15 protein-coding genes and 1 pseudogene are annotated in these 14,156 nt (G+C 63.3%); 8 read left to right on the top strand and 8 right to left on the bottom strand.

Going from position 1 to position 14,156, the window contains the following annotated elements:
* The first annotated feature begins 363 nt into the window (after positions 1–363).
* A complete protein-coding gene (locus LPJ38_RS30020; protein WP_145640653.1) occupies positions 364–741 on the top strand; it encodes a PRC-barrel domain-containing protein in 378 nt (125 codons plus the stop codon).
* 824 nt (positions 742–1,565) lie between these two features.
* Here the strand turns inward: LPJ38_RS30020 and LPJ38_RS30015 are convergent.
* Positions 1,566–2,924: a hypothetical protein gene (locus LPJ38_RS30015; RefSeq protein WP_167520705.1), complete on the bottom strand. Its 1,359-nt coding sequence runs from the start codon at positions 2,922–2,924 to the stop codon at positions 1,566–1,568.
* A 275-nt stretch (positions 2,925–3,199) separates the two neighbouring features.
* Between LPJ38_RS30015 and cysE the strand changes: the two genes are divergently transcribed.
* Together cysE and LPJ38_RS30005 are read left to right on the top strand one after the other, a co-directional pair.
* Positions 3,200–4,024, top strand: a complete 825-nt coding sequence (gene cysE, locus LPJ38_RS30010) for a serine O-acetyltransferase (protein ID WP_145640657.1) — start codon at positions 3,200–3,202, stop codon at positions 4,022–4,024.
* Between the two features lie 121 nt (positions 4,025–4,145).
* The gene (locus LPJ38_RS30005; protein WP_007602550.1) at positions 4,146–4,364 is read left to right on the top strand and encodes a DUF3126 family protein; all 219 of its coding nucleotides are present in this window, start codon (positions 4,146–4,148) and stop codon (positions 4,362–4,364) included.
* Positions 4,365–4,674: 310 nt separating this feature from the next.
* On the opposite strand, the gene LPJ38_RS30000 is transcribed toward LPJ38_RS30005, so the two are convergent.
* A complete protein-coding gene (locus LPJ38_RS30000; RefSeq protein WP_145640659.1) occupies positions 4,675–5,382 on the bottom strand; it encodes a hypothetical protein in 708 nt (235 codons plus the stop codon).
* Between the two features lie 220 nt (positions 5,383–5,602).
* Here LPJ38_RS30000 and LPJ38_RS29995 point away from each other — a divergent pair, with 220 nt between their 5' ends.
* The 3 genes from LPJ38_RS29995 to LPJ38_RS29985 all read left to right on the top strand — a co-directional run bounded on the left by LPJ38_RS29995 (position 5,603) and on the right by LPJ38_RS29985 (position 8,340).
* Positions 5,603–5,932 (top strand): DUF6949 family protein, encoded by a 330-nt coding sequence (locus LPJ38_RS29995; protein ID WP_145640661.1) that lies wholly within the window; start codon positions 5,603–5,605, stop codon positions 5,930–5,932.
* Positions 5,933–6,004: 72 nt separating this feature from the next.
* Positions 6,005–6,535: a gamma carbonic anhydrase family protein gene (locus LPJ38_RS29990; protein ID WP_145640664.1), complete on the top strand. Its 531-nt coding sequence runs from the start codon at positions 6,005–6,007 to the stop codon at positions 6,533–6,535.
* Positions 6,536–6,642: 107 nt separating this feature from the next.
* Positions 6,643–8,340: a PAS-domain containing protein gene (locus tag LPJ38_RS29985; RefSeq protein ID WP_145640667.1), complete on the top strand. Its 1,698-nt coding sequence runs from the start codon at positions 6,643–6,645 to the stop codon at positions 8,338–8,340.
* A gap of 31 nt (positions 8,341–8,371) precedes the next feature.
* On the opposite strand, the gene LPJ38_RS29980 is transcribed toward LPJ38_RS29985, so the two are convergent.
* On the bottom strand, positions 8,372–8,536 hold the full coding sequence (locus LPJ38_RS29980) for a hypothetical protein (protein WP_167520706.1): 165 nt from the start codon (positions 8,534–8,536) through the stop codon (positions 8,372–8,374).
* Positions 8,537–8,630: 94 nt separating this feature from the next.
* On the opposite strand from LPJ38_RS29980, the gene LPJ38_RS29975 reads away from it, so the two are divergent.
* Entirely contained in the window at positions 8,631–8,936 is a 306-nt protein-coding gene (locus tag LPJ38_RS29975; RefSeq protein WP_145640670.1) for a hypothetical protein, read from the top strand.
* Positions 8,937–9,039: 103 nt separating this feature from the next.
* A pseudogene (locus tag LPJ38_RS29970) lies at positions 9,040–9,407 on the top strand (hypothetical protein).
* A 186-nt stretch (positions 9,408–9,593) separates the two neighbouring features.
* Here LPJ38_RS29970 and LPJ38_RS29965 read toward each other — a convergent pair.
* The 5 genes from LPJ38_RS29965 to LPJ38_RS29945 all read right to left on the bottom strand — a co-directional run bounded on the left by LPJ38_RS29965 (position 9,594) and on the right by LPJ38_RS29945 (position 14,143).
* Entirely contained in the window at positions 9,594–10,088 is a 495-nt protein-coding gene (locus LPJ38_RS29965; protein WP_145640672.1) for a hypothetical protein, read from the bottom strand.
* A 174-nt stretch (positions 10,089–10,262) separates the two neighbouring features.
* Positions 10,263–10,994: an aspartate/glutamate racemase family protein gene (locus tag LPJ38_RS29960; protein ID WP_145640674.1), complete on the bottom strand. Its 732-nt coding sequence runs from the start codon at positions 10,992–10,994 to the stop codon at positions 10,263–10,265.
* A gap of 18 nt (positions 10,995–11,012) precedes the next feature.
* The gene (locus LPJ38_RS29955; RefSeq protein ID WP_145640676.1) at positions 11,013–11,891 is read right to left on the bottom strand and encodes an ABC transporter permease; all 879 of its coding nucleotides are present in this window, start codon (positions 11,889–11,891) and stop codon (positions 11,013–11,015) included.
* Between the two features lie 3 nt (positions 11,892–11,894).
* Positions 11,895–12,854: an ABC transporter permease gene (locus LPJ38_RS29950; protein WP_145640678.1), complete on the bottom strand. Its 960-nt coding sequence runs from the start codon at positions 12,852–12,854 to the stop codon at positions 11,895–11,897.
* On the bottom strand, positions 12,854–14,143 hold the full coding sequence (locus LPJ38_RS29945) for an ABC transporter substrate-binding protein (RefSeq protein ID WP_145640681.1): 1,290 nt from the start codon (positions 14,141–14,143) through the stop codon (positions 12,854–12,856). The genes LPJ38_RS29950 and LPJ38_RS29945 overlap by 1 nt, the downstream gene beginning before the upstream one ends.
* Positions 14,144–14,156 lie beyond the last annotated feature (13 nt).

The following is a 14,156-nucleotide window of genomic DNA, read 5'->3' as shown; positions in this document are numbered from 1 at the left end:
TGGTGCAGGACGGCTTTGGGTCAAACTCGGCTGTCTAAACCGCCGGAAGCCGCTTCCGGTTTACACTCGATAGCGGACGCGCGGCTAGCAACGAGCTGGGCAGCATCGGGCCACATTCGGACATGTGCGTCCTTAGGCTGACACAAGGCGAGTCCTTGCGGATCACCTCGCCCGCGCGAAAAGTGTAGAAGTCACATCCTCGGACCTCGATCTTTTTCCTTCGCCTGTAGTGCCCGTTAGCGTCCATTTTGAGAAAATGTCCGCGACGGTGATGATCGAGCCGCGGCATGTTTGCCCAAGGCAGGAACGCGCTTGGAGCGGCCGAGTTAAGCGGACAAAGCCACCTGTGAAGGAGACAAAGTCATGGCCCGCGCAACAGCCCATCCGGATCATCACTGCATCTCAAGCGAGGACATTCAGGGAACCGAAGTTTATGGAGCAGACGGAACGAATATCGGCGAGATTGATCACCTCATCATCGACAAGGTGTCAGGCCGCGTAGCTTATGCCGTCATGAGCTTCGGTGGATTTGTTGGCTTGGGTCACAGCCACTACCCCATTCCCTGGGGCGCTCTGAAATATGATACGTCGCTTGACGGTTTTCGAACCAACATCACTGAGCAACAGCTGAGAGACGCGCCTGAGTTCAGCGATGACTCTTGGCAGGATCGAGACTGGGAAACGCAGACTCACCGGTATTATGGGACGCCCACCTATTGGGAAGGGCGAGGTGGCCTATAACGCCGAGCGGCGCTAAAAACCTCCGTGATGAGTGCCAGCTGAACTGATCGGCCGGCCTCCACTGGATATTGTCGGATTTGATCCTAGCGACTGACTCTAGCAATTCTTGTCGCAAGGTTTGGTGCTGATCTGCAAAGGGGCCAGTTGAGGCGGCCCACCTTGCAGCAGGTCTCTCAACGAAGTTAGCTGCCGCCTTCGGGCGGCCGTTTTCTATTGGTATCCGCGCAAACGACCTCGGTTTGGGGTCCGAGGTCGCCAACCTTGCGGAAGGTTTGCTCCCGACGGGGGGCTTTTGGCTTGGGGACGGGTCGGGAGCTTGGATTCGACTCTGAATGGGGAAAGTCGTTCCGCTTGCCGACTAAATAAACGGTCCCGGCGTTTGTTCGCCGGGGCCGCTGCATTTCCGGATGCCGGAGAACTTGCCGCTCCTCGGATCACTCCGAGGGGCGCGCCGGTTCGCGTGGCGATCCCGCTGTTATCTCTCGGAAGCGCTTGCGCAGGAACGTTTGGCACGGCTCGGCGTCGAATGGCGACAAAACGGTTCGCACATGGACAGAGCGGTTGCTTATGCGATTTCGACGATCATCGTCCTCTTCGGCGTCTGGATCATTGTTGCCGGCCTGTCGTCCAGCTCACCTGTCCTATGGATCATCGTTGGGCTCGTTCCCATAGTCGTCGGGCTTTTAAGCGCTTTAGGTCCCACGTGATCCTTCTTTGCCGCGGCGGATAGGCCGTTGAACGCCAAGTCTGTTCGGGGTGTTCCTTTCCGATGAAAGCGATCGCTTGCTCGGACGAAACCAAGCCCGACAAGGTTCATCCCAATCTCATCGCGCCTTGACGTTGTCACCAAACCGCCGCGCCAGCGCGATCAGCACCACGAAGGTCGCGACCCACACCATCCGCGCGCCGTAGCGGTCGTGCGGGCCCGAGACCACGCCGCAGATGAAGGCGTTGCCGAGCAGCGCCAGCGTCACCGTCGCCGCCAGCAGCGTCAGATCGTCGAGCCGGCGGTTCGTCAGCGCATGCGCAAGGAGCAAAACCAGCCCCAGCATCGAAACCAGCGCAACGGGAACATGCAGCCAGTTCACGTAGTCGAAATCGACACCCCAGTGCTGCTGCCGCGCCGCGCGCATCGGGGCGGCCTGTGAGGGAATGTAGCGCTCAATGATGCCGCGGGTGTGCGGGATCCAGCCGTTGGTGCCTTCGCCGGTCGCGACATGCAGCAATTGCTGGCCCATCGCCCGTAGTGCCGCGCCGGCCTGCCAGGCCGGATAGTCCGCCAGCGAATGCACGACGATGTAGCCCATCTCCTCGTTCATGCCCTGGAAGCGGCCGAGCGTGTTGAACACGCTCTTGCCCCACAGGAACTCGTCGGCGCTCGTCGGAAGCTCGTTGCGATAGGGGCAGAGCTTGTAACTTTCACGCGGGCAGCGGTCGTTGAGGTAGCGCGCAACGATGCCGTCCTGCATCATGCGGCCGAAGGCGACGCCATAGCCGCCGGGCGTCCAGGTCCATTTGCCCGACAGCGCATAATTCGCCGACATCAGCATCAGGCCGCCCGCGACGATGGTCAGGCTCGCCTGCGCCAATCCCGCCAGCGGAAGCCGAGGTCCGAGCAGCGGCCGCGCCATCCAGCCGGCCGCGCACAGGCCGAGCAGCACGCCGAGCGTTGCGCTGTGGGTCGCGGCCGCAAAGGCGGTGAAGACGAACAGCGCGATCTTTTCGAGTGCCGAGGTGCGGTGTCCGCCGATCACCAGCAGGAACAGCGACAGCACCGATAGTCCCGCAAAGATGTCGGTGAGCAACATGCTCGCGAGCCAGGGCAGGGCTGTCGACAGGATCAGGAGCACACTGATCGCGACGAAGCGGACGGTCTGCATCATCGAGAGCACGCGCAAGGTGAGCTGCAACAGCCACAGCGTCGCCAGCGATTGGACCGCGAGATTGATCCAGAAGCCGAAGCTCTCGCCATAGTGCAGATAGATGCCGAACACGGTGGAGCGGCTCGGGACGAGATAGCCTTCGTACCAGCGCGCCAGATAGCCGCCGGTATCCCACTGCAACAACGGATAGCCGTTCCAAAATGCCGGCACGATCATCAGGAGGGGCAGGGCCATTGCAGCCACCCGCAGCCAAAAGGAAGCCGCGGCGCGCGTGCGCAATTGGTCGGTGGTGATGCTCAAATCTGCTCTGCCCCCGTTCGGATCATGCCCGCAATAACGGTTGGGGGAGAATTCACCAATAGTTTGACGCCGCCCGGCTTGAATTTGGCAAAACTCTGACCACTTTGAGCCGACCTTCCCGTCCGGGAGCGTCAGAAGAAAGTCTTGTTTATCAATGCTTTGGCTTGCCTTCCCGGGCAAGGCACTGTTCACTCTCAGGCAAGCCCGTCAGGACTTCGTCGCCTAGACTGTGCTATAGAGCCAGCAAAACCAGCCCATTCGAAAGAGCAGATCCCATGGCAGTGCATCAGGTCAATCCGGGAGGAAAGCTCGCTTCGCTCGATCCGATCTGGGACCGGATCCGCAGCGAAGCGGAGGACATCGTCCGCCGCGAGCCGGAGCTTGCGACCTTCATCTATTCGGCGGTGCTGCATCACGGCCGACTGGAAGATTCTGTGGTCCACCGCGTCGCCGACCGCCTCGATCACTCCGCGCTGTCGGGCGACCTCGTGCGCCAGGCTTATATTGAGGCGCTGCGCGACGATCCTGATCTCGGCAATGCCTTCCGTGCCGACCTCGTTGCCGTTTACGACCGCGATCCCGCGACCTCGCGCTTCATCGATCCCTTGCTCTACTTCAAGGGCTTTCATGCCATCCAGACCCATCGCCTCGCGCACTGGCTCTATCTGAAGGGTCGCAAGGATTTCGCCTACTACCTTCAGAGCCGGTCGTCGGCGGTGTTCCAGACTGACATCAATCCGGCCGCGCGCATCGGCCGCGGCATCTTCCTCGACCACGCCACCGGCTTCGTCTGCGGTGAGACGGCGGTGATCGAGGACGACGTCTCGATCCTGCACGGCGTCACGCTCGGCGGCACCGGCAAGGAGAACGAGGACCGTCACCCGAAGATCCGCCATGGCGTCCTGATCGGCGCCGGCGCGAAGATCCTTGGCAACATCGAGATCGGCCATTGCGCGCGCATCGCGGCGGGCTCTGTCGTGGTCAAGCCGGTGCCGCACAACGTCACGGTCGCTGGCGTGCCCGCCAAGATCGTCGGCGAAGCCGGCTGCGCTGAGCCGTCGCGCACCATGGATCAGATGATCAACGCGATGGGGCTTTGATCTTGCGAAAAGGGCGGATTTTCCGCCCTTTTTTCGTCCCCAAATTGTTTGGCAATTCATGCTGGCGGTTCGTCGCGTCTCGTCCTAAAACCCGCCGACCCATTTCGATCGGAGACTTGCCGTGGACGTCAAAGAAGTCAGAAAGCTGGACGCGTATCTGAAGCGCGTATTCGGCAATCCCAAGATCCGCGTCGTGCCGCGGCCGAAGAAGGACGATTCCGCCGAGGTCTATATCGGCGAGGAATTCATCGGCGTGCTCTTCGTCGACGACGAGGACGACGATCGCTCGTTCCAGTTCCAGATGGCGATCCTCGAAGACGATCTCGTTGATCAGGAGTAGCTTTTTTACGCCGTCGCTGCGGACGCTGCGCTGCGTCCGGCACGCAGCGAAGATTGAAGCGCGCTCTTTCCACATCGTCATTGTGAGCCACCGGGTCCGCGCGAACGCGCGGCCCCGGTGGCTCGCAATGACGAGGACTGCTTTATCCTGCCATCATGCCTCTGTTTTGCCCGATGCAGCAACCTGATTTCTAAAAATCAGAAGCGCTGTGGAGCGCTTTTGAAATACCAAGTCCTGCCAAGCACTTGTCTACTGTGCATGGGGTTGTTTTCGCGGTTCGTTTTGAGAGGCACCAAGCCGTCCCGACCGCTCACCCCTTCGGCCCGCGCAGCTGCGCCGTCAGCTTCTCCATCGCCTCCGCCACGTCGCGCCACTGCGACAGCCAGCTGCGCGGAAAGCGGAAGGTGAGGTCGGCGCCGCCGACGCGGCGCTCGGAGAGGCACATGCCCGGGGTCGCCGCATCGCGGGTGCAGCGCGCGGTCAGTGCGGGGCTGGCGGCGGAATAGAGGTCTTCGCTGCCATAGGGCGTGTCCGCGCGGAACATCCGCATCGTCAGGCCGTCCTCGGCTTTCGGTGCGGCCGGGTCGAGATAGCGGGGATAGATCGTGGTCGTGCGCTGCTCGGGCGCGAGCGCATCGTGATGGGCCGCGATCGACAGGAAGATGCGGTCGATCGAGTGCACCGCCGCCTCCACCGTGTCGGCGGTGACGTGCTTGGGTGCGCCGGGCGGTTCCAGCGAGGGATAGAGGAAGTCGAGATCGATCCGCTCCTGCGGTCCGGAATGGCGCTGGATCTTCATCCGGATCGCGGTCACCGGCAGGTTGAACAGCGTGCCGCCGACGCTCACCGGCAGCTTGTCCGGGGCGTTGGCGCCGCGCGTGCCCCAGGTCGGCCACAAGAGATAGGCGACGAGCCCCACCGCGGAGACCGCAGCGATGCCGCCGAGCACGATCGGGACGACGTGCGCGCGGGTGCGCATCCGGGGAAAGCGAGGGGAGGCTGCCGAAAACACCGTCATGAACTAGCGCAAGAGAGCGGGACGTCGGCCGCTAGCCGACGAATCAGCGGCGAATATGCCACGCGGCGGCGATTTGGCGGAGCGTTCCCGGCTGCGGGGCAAGGGGGAGGGCCCTGCGCAGGCTGGCGGGCGGCGTTAACCTTCCCTTAAGGATAATGTAGCGTTAACCCGCACTCTTTGTCACAGGAAGGCGGTGGCGTTGCGTAAGGGCGGACTTCCGATGACACCTGAAGCTCTCAATACCTTCTTCTCGATCTTTATCGGTTTCGCGCTCGCGGGCGCGCTCGTGAACGGATATCAGGCGTTCGCGCAGCGTCCCGCCGGCTTCAGCCTGCTGCAGGACGGCGTGGCGCCGAAGACCTTCGCGGCGGTGCCGTTCCTGGTGTTCGCGGCGCCCTTCATCATCATGCGCAACACGCTTCGCGGCCTGCGGATGGAAAGCCGCCGCGCCGAGTTCGTGATGATGGCGACCGTCATCGCCGGCTTCTGGAGCATGATGAGCGGCACCTTCTTCCTGATGACGCTGCGCGCGGCCGGCGTGCTGGGCTGACGCCCGCCATTCGGCCCTTTGCGTCCAGGCCGCCGTTTCGCTATGCCAGGATCATCCTGACAGGAGACCCCCATGGCGATCTACGAGCTCGACGGGCAGGCGCCCGACCTTCCCGCCGACGGCAATTATTTCATCGCGGAGACCGCCACCGTGATCGGCCGGGTGCGCCTGAAGCCGGGCGCGAGCGTCTGGTTCGGCGCGGTGCTGCGCGGCGACAATGAGTGGATCGAGGTCGGCGAGGGCGCCAATGTCCAGGACGGCTCGACCTGCCACACCGATCTCGGCTTTCCGCTTCACATCGGCAGGAACTGCACCGTCGGCCACAATGTCATCCTGCACGGCTGCACCATCGAGGAGGGCGCGCTCGTCGGCATGGGCTCGATCGTGATGAACGGCGCCAAAATCGGCCGCAACAGCATCGTCGGTGCCGGCTCCGTCATCACCGAGGGCAAGGAGTTCCCCGAGCGCTCACTGATCATCGGCTCGCCGGCGCGCGTAATCCGCACGCTCGACGACGCCCAGGTCCAGAAGATGGGGAGCGCGGCCAGGTTCTACGTGGCCAACGGTCCGCGGTTCAAGAAGGGCCTGAAGCGGATCGGCTGACCGGCCCGCAGGGGCTCCTTACCGTAAAAATACAGCTCGCTCGCTTAATCCTCCGCTAGTGCGATCGCGCTCATTGTTGAGCGTTTTCAACCAGGAGGAGCGGCGCCATGCGTACGACGGCGCTGGGATCCGGCTTCGGTGCCGGGACCAAATTATTGAAGAAGTTTGTAAGGTTCGCGCGCGGCGCCGACACGCTGACGGTCGCCGAGAAGGTCTACAGCATCGCCGCCTTCCTGGCGATCGTCACCACCTTCCTGCTCGTGATGTCGGTCCAGTCGGTGCGCCTGCAGACGACCTACCGCCACATGCATGCCTCCTCGGCCGCGGCGGCGATCAACGTCGGGCGCATCAATGCGCTGATCTATGCGATCGTCATGGAATCGCGCGGCATCTATATGACGGCCGATCGCGCCAGGATGAAGCAGTTCGCGGATGGCCTCTTGCGGCGCAACCGAGAGCTTGCCGAAGCCGTGAAGAACATGGAGAAGAACATCGGCAAAGAGGAGGCCGAACTGTTCTCGAGCTTCCGGCAGCGCATCCAGCAGTTCATCGACTTCCGTCAGGAGCTGGTGCGACGCGGAGTGGAGATCAGCTCGGCTGCGGCGCGCGAATGGGGCGACAACGACGCCAACCGGTCGGTGCGCAGCAAGCTCAACAGCGATATCGAGGCGCTCGAACGCATCTACCAGCAGCGTGCCCGCGAGGCGGACGATCTCGCCAACGACAACCGCTATGCGGCCGCCTATCTGTTCGCGCTCGGGCTCGCCGCCTTGATGCTGGCGGCGCTCAACGTCGTGGTCATGCGCAGCTCGATCGTCGGCGCCCTGTCCGAAATCACCCAGGCGACCGATCGGATCGCGCAAGGCGACGTCAAGAGCGAGGTGCCGCATCTCGGCCGTCACGACGAGATCGGGCATCTTGCACGCGCGGTGCAGAACTTCCGCGACGCAGTCTCGCGCATCTTCGAGCTCGAGGAGCTGGAGCTCGGCACCGCGCAGGCGCGCGACGCCGCGATGACCGAGCGCGACAAGTTCAACGATAAATACCAGGCCAAGAAGTGGCAGCTCTCGGCTGCGATCAACAGCATCCCGCAGGGCCTGATCATGCTGGACGGCAAGGCCGGCGTGGTGGCGATGAACACCAACTACCGGAAGATCTACGATCTGCCCGAGACGATCCAGCCGGGATCGGCAACCCTCGAGGACATCCTCCAACACCGGGTCGAGAGCGGGCTGTTCAGCGGCGACGTCACGAAATATGTTGCGGCGGTTCTCGACCGCATCGCCAGGCGCGAGCCGACGTCCTACGAGATCGTGTTGAACGACGACCGCATCATCAAGATCTACGAGCGGCCGATGGACGGTGGCGGCTGGGTGTCGGTCCAGGAGGACGTCACCGAGCAGCGCCAGCGCCAGCGCATCTTGGAGCGGATGGAGCGCTTCCTCGCGACCATCATCGAGAACGTGGCCGAAGGCATCATCGCCAAGGATGCGCGCAATCTGCGCTACGTCTTCGTCAACAAGGCCGCCGAGAAGATGATCGGCATGTCGCGCGGCGAGATCATCGGCAAGACCGCGCGGGAACTGTTCTCCGCGGAGGCGGCCGAGTTGATCGAACGACGCGACAAGCAACTGCTGGCACAAAAGCAGCAGCTCGAACCGATCATCGACACCATCGACAATCCTGCGCGCGGGCGCCGCGTGATCTCGGCCCGCCGGGTCCAGATCGGCGGCGCGGGCGAAGAGTCCCACATGTTCGTGACCATGGTCGAGGATCGCACCGAGAAGATGGTGGCGGCCGCGTAGCGACCGCCCGGCGCCACTCCGAGAGGAAGCGTCAGCTTCCCTCGGATTCGCGAGCCTCGATCGCGCCTGCCACCTTCTCGTGGCCGGCGGCCCAGAGCGCATGCTCGTCGCTGCCGTTCGAATATGGATTGGCCTCGGCCGGAATGTTGTCGCGCGCGGCGCGCTCGCCCTCTGCAAACGGATCGCGATCGGTCATCGTGATTGGCCTCCTCGCTTTCAAGCTGATGTGACGGCATTTGTTCCGGAACCGGTCTTCACCGCAGCGGTTGACCGCCAAAGGGAGAATTCCGATGGCCCGATCGTCCGCAACCGCTGCAATCAAGTCCATGGTCGTGATCCTCGTCCTCGCGGCGATGCCGGCCGCATCGTTCGCGCAGGCGACCGGCGGTGCCGGCGGCTCGACGGGATCGACCGGAGGTGTCGCCAACGCGCCGGCGCCGCCGCCCGGGACCAACAGCCTCGGTACGGCTCAATCGTCCGGCCCGGGCTCCGGAGTCACCACGGGCACCGGCGCAAGCGGAGCGGCTGATGCCACCGTCAACGCCGAGAACAAGCAGCTCGACAAGAAGATGAAGAGCATCTGCCGCGGCTGCTGACGCTCGCGCGGAAGTGAGACAGTGTGGCTGTCACGAACACCCAAGTGACGTTAGCTTGATCCTGCTTTGAAGCGTGGAGCGTATCCACGCGGAGGATCGAGTGATGTTACGGAAGATGATGATCGCGGTGCTGGCCGTCGCGGCTGTTGGACTATCGGTGCCGCAATCGGCTGAGGCACGGGGCTTCGGACATGGCGGCTGGGGCCACGGCGGTGGTTGGCATGGCGGCGGTTGGGGGCATGGCGGCCATTGGCGTGGCGGCGGGTTCTGGCCTGGCGTGGCCATCGGGGCGGGCATTGCCGGCGCCGGCCTCTACGGCGGCTATTATGGATATGGCTACGGCTATCCCTATTACGGTGGCCCACCTATTATGGTACCGGCTATAACGACTATGGTGGTTGCTATGTCGCCCGGAAGCGGGTGATGACGCCTGCGGGATGGCGATACCGCAGCGTCGATGTCTGCGAGTAACGGACGGATCGGCCGGACCGACCAAAAAACAAGGCCGTTGACGCAGTATACCGTCAACGACCTTGCCAGCCCCGGACATTGAAATCGGCTCACGCCATCCGGTAACCGCGAGCATCGCGCGGAATCACATGGGGGAATGTGATCCAGTTCACAAGTCGGCAAATTAAAGCGGCGTGGGAGCCGTGCTCAGCCACGTGAGCGCTTGCGCGCGCTGGCATGGACGCGGTGCCGCGCCGGTTTCCTGCGGGTAACTGAGGGCGTTTCGACCTCGGTGCCCCGTGCGCTGGCAAAGGATTGCCGCAAACCGTCGATCGACTCGTTCAATGCCGCGACCTGCTCGGACAGGCGCTTGGTATCGGCCTGCTGCGCCGCCATCAGTCGTTTCATGGTCAAAAGCTGGTCCTGCACGACCTGGATCTGGTCGATCGATTCCTGCTGGGTCGCCTCCAGCCCCTTGGTCTTCTCAACGAGCTGCTCGGATACCTGGGCCGTGCGGGCCTGGAGTTGTCGCGAGGCCACCACCCGGTCGGCTTCCGGGGCCGCGCCGGTGTAGGCGCGCCAGATCGCGATCGAGGTCACGCCTGCGATCAGCAGGAGAAGGGCAGCGGCGGTCAGCGCGATCGGCTGGGCGCCGATGCGAAGAAGGGGGGTGGACGGTCCGTCCTGGGCGAGATCGATCATCGCTGACAAAACCCAAATTGAAACTTGAGTGGCGAAGACCGGCAACCCTTCGGCGGCCGGGGCGTCCCGAAAGCGTCAGGTTTCCGCAAGGAATGGGACCAAAAAGAGGCTAAAGGCGAAAAACCAACAACCAGCAGGCTTTATCAGCCTCCGAATGCCCGTCAGGGATGGGGATCAGGGCTGAAACGGCGAAAACGGCCCGGAATAGGTCTTTGGCCGCGGCGCGGCGTAAGGGCCGAGCCGGGATGTCGTCAGCCCCAGCCGCACCACTGATTCCGCCAGCGTCACGGCGGCGGCGACGCCGTCGATCACGGGCAGGCCGTGCGCGGCGGCGAGCTCGCCGGCGAGCTCGGCCATGCCGGCGCAGCCGAGCACGATCGCCTCGGCGCGGTCGTCGCGGATCGCGGCGGTGATCTCCGCCGAGATTTTGCCGACAGCGCCAGCGTTGCGCTCCTCGAGCGCGAGCACCGGGACCTCGGCGGCGCGGACGCGGGCGCAACGCTCGGCGAGGCCGTATTTCCGCAAATTGTGCTCGATCGGAACGATGGAGACACCGAGCGTCGTCACCACGGCGAATCGTGCGGCGACCAGGCTCGCCATGTGGAAGCCGGCTTCCCCGATGCCGATCACCGGCGCTTTTGCCGCGGCGCGCGCGGCATCAAGGCCTGTGTCATCGAAGCAGGCGATGATGTGCGCGTCAGCGCCGTCGCGATCGGCTGCGCGGATGCAGCCGAGCATGCCGGGGACGGCAAAGGCCTCGTCGTAAAATCCCTCGATGGAGACCGGACCCATCGCCGGCTGGCGCGCGTCGATCACGGTGTCGGGCAGGGCGACACTGCGCGCGGCAGCGGCGATCTTCGCCGTCATCGACGCGGTGGTGTTGGGATTGACGACGTGCAGCCGCATCTCGATCAGACCAGTCCCTTAGACGAGCCCCTTGCCGGCGTCCGAACCCTTGGCCGCCTGCCGCTTGTTGAGCACGTGGATGGTGCCGAGCGCAAGCGTGATCACCGTGAACGAGACCGCCGAGATCACGGTGCCGAGCGCGTAGATATCGGGATTCGTCACGGTGGTGGTGAGACCCTGAAGATCGAGCGGCAACGTATTCACCGCCCCGATCGCCTGGCTGGAGCGGGCGAGCTCGTCCCAGGAAAGCGTGAAGCCGAATAGCCCGATGCCGATCACGGACGGCAGGATGATCGGCAGCACGACGTGACGGAACGTCTGCCACGGCGTCGCGCCGAGATCGCGCGCGGCTTCCTCGAGCCTGGGATCGAAGCGGTTGAAGATCGCGAACATGATGAGCAGGCCGAACGGCAGCGTCCAGGTCAGATGCGCGCCGAGACCCGAGGTGAGCAGGCCCATCGAGGTCTCGAAATTCTCGTTCCAATGCGCCTTGATCAGATCGTCGATGATGCGGAATTCCAGCGAGATGCCGAGCGAGGTGATGATCGAGGGCACGATGAGGCTGGCGATCGCCGAGTAGAACAGGATGCTCTGTGCCCTGAACTTCCTGCGGAACGCCATGCCTGCGGCGACCGACAGCACGACGGTGACGATCATCACGATCACGCCGAGCAGCAGCGAGCGGCGGAAGGCCGCGCCGAGATCGACGATGCCGGTGCCCTGGAACAGTTTTGCGATCCAGAAGGTCGAGACGCCGTTCATCGGGAAGGTGAGGCCGCCCTGCGGTCCCTGGAACGACAGCACGTAGATCGCGATCATCGGGCCGTAGAGGAACAGCACATAGGCCGCGAAGAAGATCGCGAGCACGTAGAAAGAGCGCGGCCGTCCTTCCGTCATGCGCTAGAGCTCCTTCTTGATGTCGACGATGCGCGACATCATGGTGATGATCAGGAAGGTGATGACGAGCAGGATCACGGCGTTGGCCGCGGCAGCCGGGAATTGCAGCGCGTTGACCCGCGTCTCGATGATCTTGCCGGCGGCCGCGATCTGCTGGCCGCCCATCACGCCGATGGTGATGAAGTCGCCCATCACGATGGTGATGACGAAGATCGAGCCGATCACGATGCCGGGTTTCGACAGCGGGATGATGACGTTGACGAGGGTCTGGAAGCCGCTCGCACCGGCGTCATAGGCGGCTTCGATCAGCGATTTGTCGATGCGTACCATGGAATTGAAGATCGGCACCACCATGAAGAAGGTGAAGAGATGGACCAGCGCCAGCACCACCGAGAATTCGGAGAACAGCAGCCATTCCACGGGATGGTTGATCAAGCCCATCTTCATCAGGCCTGAGTTCACGAGGCCATTGCGCCCGAGCAGCGGAATCCAGGCGATCATGCGGATCACGTTGGAAGTCCAGAACGGGATCGTGCAGAGCAGCGACAATCCCATCTGCCAGGTCTTGGACTTGACGTGGAAGGCGAGGAAATAGGCGACCCAGAAGCCGATGAAGAGCGTGATGGCCCAGACCAGGAAGCACAGCTTCAGCGTCTTCAAATAGGTCTTGCCGATGGTGCAGAGCTCGGGGAGCTGCGCGAGGCAGCCCTCGAAGGTGTCGGTGTAGCCGCGGCCGGAGAAGTGCGGCAGCAGCTGGTATTCGTTGTAATCCCAGAACGAGACGATGACGACGAAGGCCAGCGGAATGAGGAAGAAGGCGAGAAACACCAGCATCATCGGCCCGGCCTGGAGCCAGGAGATGAAGGACGGCGACAGGCGCGTCGGCTTTGCCGCGCGCGCTGTGCCCGACCCCGGGATCAGGCCCGGGGATGCCTGTTGCAGGACTTCTTCCGACATGTCCACTACGCCGCGATGAACTCGTTCCACTTGCGGACCATGTAGTCGTTCTCGTCCATCACCGCGTTCCAGCAGGCGACGCCGCCCATGCGGTCCTCATAGGAGCCGCCGTCGCGCACCGCGCCGGCCTTCTCCAGCAGCGAGCCGTCGGGTGCCTTGATGTCCTTCTCGGCCGGCTTGCCTTCCATCCAATAGGCCCATTCGTAGGGCTCCATATGCGCCTTCGCAGTCGAGAGCACGGCGGAGTAGTAGCCCTGGCGGTTGAGATAGGCGCCGGCATAGCCGGACAGGAACCAGTTGACGAACTCATAGGCCCATTCGAGCTTCGCACCCGAGACGCCCTTGGAGACGCAGAAGCCCGACGCCCAGGAGCGATAGCCTTCCTTGAGCGGCTGGAAGGTGCAGGCGATCCCCATCGAGCGCACCTTCGTCACCGCCGGCGACCACATCGACTGGATCACGGTCTCGCCCGAGGCCATCAGATTGACGCTCTCGTTGAAGTCCTTCCAGAACGCGCGGAACTGGCCGGCCTTCTTGGCTTCGGTCATCACCTTCATGGTGAGATCGATCTCCTCCTTCGTCATGTTACCCTTGTCGGCATATTTGTACTTGCCGGAGGCTTCCACGACCATCGCGGCGTCCATGATGCCGATCGAGGGGATGTTGAGGATCGAGGCCTTGCCTTTGAACTCGGGGTTGAGCAGCTCAGACCACGAGCTGATCGGACGCTTGATCAGGTCGGGGCGGATGCCGAGCGTGTCGGCGTTGTAGACGGTCGGGATCAGCGTGACGAACTCCGTCGCCGACGTCGCGAACTTCTTGGAGTCCTTGCCTTCGAGATAGAGCACCTTCCAGGGCGCGGTGCCCTGGCCGCCGATCTTCTTGCCGCCGGGGGTCTCGCCCTTGGTGAAGACGGGTGTGATGTTATCGAACTGTTTGATCTTCTTGGCGTCGAGCGCAAGGATGTTGCCCGACGGCACGATCTTCTTCAGCGAGAAATATTCGGTATCCAGCACGTCGAAAGAGTTCGGCTGAGTCATCACGCGCTTGGTGACGTCGTCGGTGGTCGCGGTGATGTACTCGATCTTGATGCCGGTGTCCTTCAGGCACTGCTTGGCGATGTCGTCGCCCTCGTTCACGGCGGTGCCGAGATAACGCAGCACCTTCGCATCGGCCGATTTCACGTAGGGAAAGCCGGTGATGGCGCCGGAGCCAGCGGCAAGGCCTGCCAGACCCGCGGTGCCCTTCAATAGCGTGCGGCGGCTGACGCCGGTCTTTCTGGTCGTCTCGGTCATTTCGCTCACTCCT

The sequence above is a fragment of the Bradyrhizobium daqingense genome, assembly GCF_021044685.1.
GTDB classification, from domain to species: Bacteria; Pseudomonadota; Alphaproteobacteria; order Rhizobiales; family Xanthobacteraceae; genus Bradyrhizobium; species Bradyrhizobium daqingense.
The sequence above is the reverse complement of the archived record's forward strand: the minus strand, read 5'-3'. Positions and strand labels throughout refer to the sequence as shown.